This window comes from Rhizobium sp. CRRU65 (assembly GCF_048551595.1).
GTDB classification, from domain to species: domain Bacteria; phylum Pseudomonadota; class Alphaproteobacteria; order Rhizobiales; family Rhizobiaceae; genus Rhizobium; species Rhizobium leguminosarum_J.
In genome coordinates, this window is record NZ_JBLYZH010000008.1 from 273583 (window position 1) to 280285 (window position 6703).

Sequence of the window (6703 nt, forward strand, 5' to 3'; positions counted from 1 at the left end):
TCGCCACAATGCGTTGCTTAAAGGTCACGCAAGGGTTTTGGACATTCGCCCCGATCGAGTCGTTGCAGCGCTGGCTTCTTAAGCCGGCGTTGCTTGGTTTTCGATCGGATGGCGAGGGCGGCAGGTGTCGTCTGAAGAGAGGCCGAATGACGCAGGATGGGGTATCGCCGGCGGCGGCGGGCGAGACGGTGACGACAGTGACCGACCGCCGCGCCCTTTTTGCCGTGCCCGGCCTCGTGCTCGCCGGCGGCGCGCTTCTCTGCGCCACAGCGACGCTTTTCGTGCTGCTCGGCCTGACGCCGATCGCCCCGACGTCGCATGTCGTCATCACCTCGGTGATCGTCAATTCCTTCTTTGTCCTGACGCTGCTCGCCTTGATCGGCCGCGAGGTGGCAAGGCTGCTGAAAGCCCGCACCCGCGGCCGTGCGGCAGCCCGCCTGCACATCCGCATCGTCGTGCTCTTTTCGATCGTCGCGATTACGCCGGCGATCCTCGTCGCCATCTTCGCCAGTATCACGCTGAATGCCGGCCTCGACCGATGGTTCGCGCTGCGCACCCAGTCGATCGTCAGCTCGTCGCGCAATATCGGCCAAGCTTACATGATGGAGAATGCCAGCTACCTGCAGGGGCAGACGGTCTCCATGGCCAACGATCTGGAGCGCAACCGCGCGCTCTACAGCCTTGACAGGACCGGTTTTGCCGACCTGATGACCCGCCAGGCGAGGGGCCGCGGCCTGCTCGGCGCCTTCCTCGTCGAGCGCGACGGCTCGGTGATCGTCCAGGCCGACATCGCCACCGAAAAGCCGCTGCCGGCCATTCCACAGGACGCACTGGAAAAGGCTGCGGCCGGTCAGCCGACGCTGATCCCGCCCGGCGTCACCAATCTCGTCGGCGCCATCATCAAGCTCGACGCCATCCAGGGCACCTTTCTCTATACGGTGCGCGCCGTCGATCCCAAGGTCATGGGCGCCATGCGCATGATGGAGGAGAACGCCACCGAATACCGCTCGATGGAGGCCAACCGCTTCTCGCTGCAGGTCGCCTTCGCCGTGCTCTATATCGGCTTCGCGCTCATCGTGCTGCTGGCGGCGATCTGGACCGCGATCGCCGTCGCCGACCGCATCGTCCGGCCGATCCGCCTGCTGATCACGGCGGCCGACAGCGTTGCATCGGGCAATATGGATATCGTCGTGCCGGTGCATGCCGTCGACGGCGACGTCGCCAATCTCTCTCGCACCTTCAACAAGATGATCTCCGAAATTCGCACCCAGCGCGACGAGATCCTTGAGGCCAAGGACGAGGTCGACGACCGCCGCCGCTTCATCGAAGCGGTGCTGTCGGGCGTCACCGCCGCCGTCATCGGCGTCGAGCAGGATCGCCGCATCGCCATCGTCAACAGTTCGGCCGAGACGCTGATGTCGTTGTCGGCCGACGAAATGCTCGGAAAGCAGCTGGTCGACATCGCGCCGGAGGTCGATCACGTGCTGACGGAGGCTGCGGTGCGTTATCGCGGCGATTTCCGCAAGCAGATCGCGCTGGTGCGCGGCGGCACGGTGAGGACGCTGAGCGTGCAGGTCACCCGCGAGGAAGTGCGCGACATGAGCGAATCCTACGTGATCACGCTCGACGACATCACCGATCTCGTCATCGCCCAGCGCTCGACCGCCTGGGGCGACGTGGCCAGGCGCATCGCTCATGAGATCAAGAACCCGCTGACGCCGATCCAGCTGTCCGCCGAGCGCATCCAGCGCCGTTACGGCAAGCAGATCGACCCGGATGACCGGACCGTCTTCGACCAGTGCACGGATACGATCATCCGCCAGGTCGGCGACATCGGCCGCATGGTCGACGAATTCTCCGCCTTTGCTCGCATGCCGAAGCCCACCAAGGAGCCGAGCGATCTGTGCAATATCCTGCGCGACGCGATCTTCCTGCGCGAGATGGGCAACCATCACGTCACCTTCGGGCAGGATTTCGGCGACCAGCCGCTGGAAGGCCTGTTCGACAGCCGCATGCTCGGCCAGGCCTTCGGAAATCTCATCAAGAATGCCGTTGAATCGATCGAGGCCGTTCCTGGCGACGAACGGGACGAACGCAAGGTTCTCGTCCGCGCCGCCCTCGATACCGGCCGCGACCGCTTCACCGTCGACGTGATCGACAATGGCCGCGGCCTGCCGGTGGAGAACCGCCACAGCATTCTGGAACCCTATATGACGATGCGCGAGAAGGGCACCGGCCTCGGCCTCGCCATCGTCAAGAAGATCATCGAGGAACATGGCGGGCAGCTCGAGCTGCATGATGCGCCCGCCGATTTTGACCGGGGAAGAGGGGCCATGATCCGCGTGCATCTGCCACGCCTGGATCCGACGCCTGCTGCCCCCGCAGCCAATGACAAGGAAAGCGTTTATGGCCTCTGATATTCTCGTCGTCGACGATGAGCACGATATTCGCGAGATCGTTTCCGGCATTCTCTCCGACGAAGGGCACGAGACGCGCACGGCCCATGACAGCGACAGCGCACTGGCGGCGATTTCCGATCGCGTGCCGCGGCTGATCTTCCTCGATATCTGGATGCAGGGCAGCAAGCTCGATGGTCTCTCACTGCTCGACGAGATCAGGACTCGCCATCCGGAACTGCCCGTCGTGATGATATCAGGCCATGGCAACATCGAGACCGCCGTCTCGGCGATCAAGCGCGGCGCCTTCGATTTCATCGAAAAGCCCTTCAAGGCCGACCGGCTGATCCTGATCGCCGAACGCGCGCTGGAGAATTCCAAGCTGAAGCGCGAGGTCTCGGATCTGAAGCGCCGCACCGGCGATGCGCTGGAGCTGATCGGCACCTCGGTTGCCGTCTCGCAGTTGCGCCAGACGATCGAGAAGGTTGCGCCGACCAACAGCCGCATCATGATCCTCGGCGCGTCGGGCTCCGGCAAGGAGCTGGTGGCGCGGATGATCCACAAGAAGTCGGCCCGCGCCAACGGCCCCTTCGTTGCGATCAACGCCGCCAACATCACGCCCGAGCGCATGGAAGTGGCGCTGTTCGGCACCGAGGGCACGCCCGGCCAGGCGCGCAAGATCGGCGCGCTCGAAGAAGCCCATCGCGGCATCCTCTATCTCGACGAGGTCGGCGAGATGCCGCGCGAGACGCAGAACAAGATTCTCCGCGTCTTGGTCGATCAGCAGTTCGAGCGGGTCGGCGGCTCCAAGCGCGTCAAGGTCGATGTCCGCATCATCTCCTCGACCGCATACAATCTCGAGAGCCGCATCGCCGAGGGATGGTTCCGCGAGGATCTCTATCATCGCCTTGCCGTCGTGCCGGTGCGTGTGCCCGCGCTTGCCGAACGGCGCGAGGACATTCCCTTCCTCGTCGATCAACTGATGCGCCAGATATCGGAGCAGGCCGGCATCCGTCCGCGCCGTATCGGCGACGACGCCATGGCGGTGCTGCAGGCGCATGACTGGCCCGGCAACATCCGCCAGCTGCGCAACAATATCGAGCGGCTGATGATCCTTGCCCGCACCGACGGCCCGGATGCGCCGATCACCGCCGACATGCTGCCGACCGATCTCGGCGACATGCTGCCGAAGGTGTCCGCCAAGAACGACTATCACATCATGACGCTGCCGCTGCGCGAAGCCCGCGAGATGTTCGAGAAGGATTACCTGATCGCCCAGATCAACCGCTTCGGCGGCAACATCTCGCGCACCGCGGAATTTGTCGGCATGGAGCGTTCGGCGCTCCACCGCAAGCTGAAGTCGCTCGGCGTCTAAGTGTATCCGGCGCGGCCGACCCCGCGCCGCGTCCCATATTGCTTCCCGGAAGACCAGGTTTCCCATGCCGAGAATTGCCTATGTGAATGGCCGTTACGTCAAGCATTCCAATGCCAGCGTGCATATCGAGGATCGCGGCTACCAGTTCGCCGATGGCGTCTATGAGGTCTGCGAGGTGCGCCACGGCTATATCGTCGATCTCACGCGCCACCTGAACCGTCTCGACCGATCGCTTGGTGAGTTGCGCATCGCCTGGCCGATGGGCCGGGCGGCGCTGACCCAGGTCATTCGCCAGACGCTGCGCCGCAACCATGTCCGCAACGGGCTTTTCTACATGCAGGTGACACGCGGCGTCGCCCGCCGCGATCACGTCTTTCCGGCCGAGGGAACGCCGCCCTCACTCGTGATCACCGCCAAGAGCACCGATGCCAGGATCATCGCCGCCAAGAACGCCAATGGCATCAAGGCGATCACCCTTGTCGACAATCGCTGGGACCGCGTCGACATCAAGTCCGTCGGCCTGCTGCCGAATGCCATGGCCCGCCAGCAGGCCAAGGAAGCCGGCGCCCAGGAAGCGATCTATACCGACGGCGACGGCATGGTGAAGGAAGGGGCGGCGACCAATGTCTGGATCGTCGATCCTGATGGAACGCTGGTGACGCGCCCGGCCGAACACGGCATTCTGCGCGGCATTACCCGCACCACTCTGATGGATGTCGCAGCCAAGTTGGAGTTGAAAATCGCCGAGCGGAGCTTCTCCGTTTCGGAGATGCTCGCAGCCCGCGAGGTCTTCCTCACTGCAGCCACAAGCATTTGTTTTCCGGTCGTTTCCGTCGATGGCCAGGCCATTGCCAACGGTCATCCGGGCAGCGTTTCGCAGAAAGTCCGCGAGGCCTTTTTCGACGTTGCGGAAAAGATTGCGATTTGATACCAAGATTTGCTGGACAGGTGGAATGAGGATGCCACCGGTCTTCGCATGGTGAGGTTGATTGATATTCTACCGGCCGGATCAGGTCGGCAATAAAGAAAGAAGCGGCGCGATGGCGGAACGTTCTCAGAATCTTCAGGACTTATTTCTCAATACTGTTCGCAAGCAAAAGATTTCCCTGACAATCTTTCTGATCAACGGCGTGAAACTCACGGGCGTTGTTACGTCTTTTGACAATTTCTGTGTTCTTCTTCGCCGTGACGGCCATTCGCAGCTCGTGTATAAGCATGCGATCTCTACGATCATGCCGGGCCAGCCCATGCAGATGTTCGAGAGCGAAGAAGCAGCGTCCTAACAGGATCAGCCGTCATTTCGACACGCGATACCAAGAACGATTCGATCATCCCTGAGGCCGCCAAGCACAGGGACGACATGCGCGCGACTGTCGTCGTGCCGGTTCTGAAATCGCGCAGTCGCGGCGGCCAGGGCGAATCGGCCTCGACCCGCACACCGGAAAGCCGGCTCGAAGAGGCGACGGGCCTTGCCCAGGCGATCGACCTCGATGTCGTCAACGGCTCCATTGTCCCGGTCAACGATCCGCGACCGGCCACACTGCTCGGCACCGGCAAGATCGAGGAGATCAAGGCACTGCTCGACGAGCGCGATTCCGGTCTCGTCATCGTCGATCATCCGTTGACTCCGGTACAGCAGCGCAACCTCGAAAAGGTATGGAACGCCAAGGTCATCGACCGGACGGGCCTCATCCTCGAAATCTTCGGCCGCCGCGCCTCCACCAAGGAAGGCACGCTGCAGGTCGACCTCGCCCATCTGAATTATCAGAAGGGCCGCCTCGTCCGAAGCTGGACCCACCTTGAACGCCAGCGCGGCGGCGGCGGCTTCATGGGCGGTCCCGGCGAAACCCAGATCGAAGCCGACCGGCGGATGCTGCAGGACCGCATCATCAAGCTCGAACGCGAGCTGGAGCAGGTCGTGCGCACCCGCCAGCTCCACCGCGCCAAGCGCCGCAAGGTGCCGCACCCGATCGTGGCGCTGGTCGGCTATACCAATGCCGGCAAGTCGACGCTGTTCAACCGCATCACCGGCGCCGGCGTGCTGGCCGAAGACATGCTCTTTGCCACGCTCGACCCGACGCTTCGGCGCATGAAGCTGCCGCACGGGCGCACTGTCATCCTGTCCGACACCGTCGGCTTCATCTCTGACCTGCCGACCCATCTGGTCGCCGCCTTCCGGGCGACGCTGGAAGAGGTGCTGGAAGCCGATCTCATCCTGCATGTCCGCGACATGTCCGATGCCGACAACCAGGCGCAGAGCTCTGACGTGATGCGCATCCTGAACGATCTTGGCATCGACGAGGCCGAAGCCGACAAGCGGCTGATTGAGGTCTGGAACAAGATCGACCGGCTGGAGCCCGAGGTGCACGACACCATGGTGCAGAAGTCGGCCGGCGCCAGCAACGTGGTGGCCGTTTCGGCCGTCAGCGGCGAGGGCGTCGATACGCTGATGGAAGAGATCAGCCGCAGACTGTCAGGCGTGATGACCGTGGCAACGATCCGCCTTCCTGTCGACAAGCTGGCGCTGCTGCCCTGGCTTTACGATCACGCGATCGTCGACGGCCGCGAGGATAATGAAGACGGAACGATCACCCTCGACCTGCGCTTGTCCGAAACCGAAGCCACCGAACTCGAGCGCCGCATCGGCAACGGCCAGAAGTCTTCAAAGGAAGATTGGGAGCGGTAAGGTCGGCGAGACCGGCCCCTCATCCGGCTGCCGCCACCTTCTCCTCGTAAACGGGGCGAAGGGACAAGCCGCGGACCTCTCCATTCCCCCCACTCCTCTCGCATGGCACGTCCCCTCTACCCGTTTACGGGGAGAGGGTTAGGGTCATATGCGCTAGGTTAAGCGAGCGTGTAGATCGTCGCATTGTTTTCGGCGTCGTCGCGGCGGCTCACAGAGGTGGCGACGACTTCGCGTGACGAGATTACA

At 63.1% G+C, this 6703-nt stretch carries 5 protein-coding genes; all 5 read left to right on the forward strand.

The genetic code is table 11. The annotated features are described in order from the left end of the window. Positions 1–146 precede the first annotated feature (146 nt). The 5 genes from ACM5SV_RS18980 (at position 147) to hflX (ending at position 6457) form a co-directional block, all read left to right on the forward strand. The gene (locus ACM5SV_RS18980) at positions 147–2417 is read left to right on the forward strand and encodes a sensor histidine kinase NtrY-like (RefSeq protein ID WP_222015814.1); all 2271 of its coding nucleotides are present in this window, start codon (positions 147–149) and stop codon (positions 2415–2417) included. Further along, entirely contained in the window at positions 2407–3771 is a 1365-nt protein-coding gene (locus ACM5SV_RS18985; RefSeq protein ID WP_003559163.1) for a sigma-54-dependent transcriptional regulator, read from the forward strand. The genes ACM5SV_RS18980 and ACM5SV_RS18985 overlap by 11 nt, the downstream gene beginning before the upstream one ends. 64 nt (positions 3772–3835) lie before the next feature. After that, a complete protein-coding gene (locus tag ACM5SV_RS18990) occupies positions 3836–4699 on the forward strand; it encodes a D-amino-acid transaminase (RefSeq protein WP_222015815.1) in 864 nt (287 codons plus the stop codon). A 112-nt stretch (positions 4700–4811) separates the two neighbouring features. Then, entirely contained in the window at positions 4812–5054 is a 243-nt protein-coding gene (gene hfq, locus ACM5SV_RS18995; RefSeq protein WP_003539403.1) for an RNA chaperone Hfq, read from the forward strand. Between the two features lie 77 nt (positions 5055–5131). Next, on the forward strand, positions 5132–6457 hold the full coding sequence (hflX, locus tag ACM5SV_RS19000) for a GTPase HflX (RefSeq protein ID WP_222004710.1): 1326 nt from the start codon (positions 5132–5134) through the stop codon (positions 6455–6457). The last annotated feature ends 246 nt before the right edge of the window (positions 6458–6703 follow it).

What these genes read in the sequence shown, in the direction of transcription:
- ACM5SV_RS18990 (WP_222015815.1), top strand. Translation starts at nt 3,836, where the DNA reads ATGCCGAGAATTGCCTATGTGAATGGCCGTTACGTCAAGCATTCCAAT.
- hflX (WP_222004710.1), top strand. Translation starts at nt 5,132, where the DNA reads ATGCGCGCGACTGTCGTCGTGCCGGTTCTGAAATCGCGCAGTCGCGGC.
- hfq (WP_003539403.1), top strand. Translation starts at nt 4,812, where the DNA reads ATGGCGGAACGTTCTCAGAATCTTCAGGACTTATTTCTCAATACTGTT.
- ACM5SV_RS18985 (WP_003559163.1), top strand. Translation starts at nt 2,407, where the DNA reads ATGGCCTCTGATATTCTCGTCGTCGACGATGAGCACGATATTCGCGAG.
- ACM5SV_RS18980 (WP_222015814.1), top strand. Translation starts at nt 147, where the DNA reads ATGACGCAGGATGGGGTATCGCCGGCGGCGGCGGGCGAGACGGTGACG.